Source organism: Aedoeadaptatus coli (assembly GCF_900343085.1).
Lineage (GTDB): Bacteria > Bacillota > Clostridia > Tissierellales > Peptoniphilaceae > Aedoeadaptatus > Aedoeadaptatus coli.
In genome coordinates this window covers 1-1,136 of record NZ_OPYI01000036.1, presented here as the reverse complement: position 1 = coordinate 1,136, position 1,136 = coordinate 1, and the positions used below count along the sequence as shown (strand labels likewise).

Sequence of the window (1,136 nt, the reverse complement as noted above, 5' to 3'; positions counted from 1 at the left end):
GAAGTCGCGCTTGTAGTAGGGGTCGTCGAGTGTCGGTCTTCGTTTGGGCCGGGTGTAGGGGAAGACGGGCAGGATGTCTTTTTCAAGGAGGGTTTTGGCGATGGCCGGGGTTTTGTAGCCGGCGTCCATGACGAGTTTTTCCGGTTTTAAAGCTTGGAGTTTGGGGAGGAAGTCGAAGAAGGTGCTGCTGTCGTGGCGGTTGCCGGGAAAGCTTTGACAGGCGAGGATCCAACCGTGTGCGTCGCAGGCGGTTTGGATGGTGTAGGCAAAGACTTCTTTGTGCTCGCCTTTGTGAAAGAGGCCGCTTTCGGGATCGGTGGTGGATTGTGTAATGGTGGTGGTATCGCTGGGCGGGTTTTTCGGTGGTTTGAGGTCGTCTTTTCCGTGTGCGTTTCGATCGTCGGCAATTTCTTTTTCCAGCTGTTGTTGGTAGCTGCGCACGTGTTTTTTCACCACGGCTTTTTTGTTTTTGTGGCGATTGGCATGGGCTTTGACGTGGGTGGCATCGACGAATTGGAGGCGTGTGTCGACGAAGCCTTGGTCCATGGCTTGTTGAAGGATGTTGGTGAAGATGGACTCAAAGAGGTCGGTGTCTTGAAAACGCCGACGGTAGTTTTGCCCAAAGGTGGTGAAGTGGGGGATTTTATCGTAGAAGTCGAGTCCCAAGAACCAACGATAGGCCAGGTTGACTTCGACTTCTTTGATGGTTTGGCGCATGCTGCGAATGCCATAAAGGTGTTGAAGGAAGACGAGTTTAATGAGAACCACGGGGTCGATGCTGGGTCGGCCGTTGTCTAGACAGTAAAGGTCTTCCACCAGGTCATAGATGAAGTCGAAGTCCACGTAACGGTCAATTTTTCGCAAAAGATGATCTGCCGGCACGAGTTGGTCCAGAGCAATCATTTGAATTTGTTCTACTTTTTTCTTGTCTTCTTTGTGTAGCATGGCAACCTCCTTTTTCTCTATTTTACTATAATTGAGGCGGATGCTGTTTGATGACACAATCAGAACCACCGGCTTAGCCGGTGGTTTGTTTTGCCCCTATAAGGGGCTGTTACCGGCAGCACTTTCGTGCTCTGAATTTCTTCCTCTTGCAACAATTCCCCAGTTGGCGCTAAAGCGCCTATTCTCATACT

1 protein-coding gene is annotated in these 1,136 nt (G+C 50.7%); it reads right to left on the bottom strand.

The window, feature by feature from the left end; genetic code table 11:
* Window positions 1-945, bottom strand: a 945-nt coding sequence (locus DG046_RS09575; protein WP_108832263.1) for an IS1182 family transposase, incomplete at its 3' end; no start/stop codon positions are given.
* Between the last annotated feature and the right edge of the window lie 191 nt (window positions 946-1,136).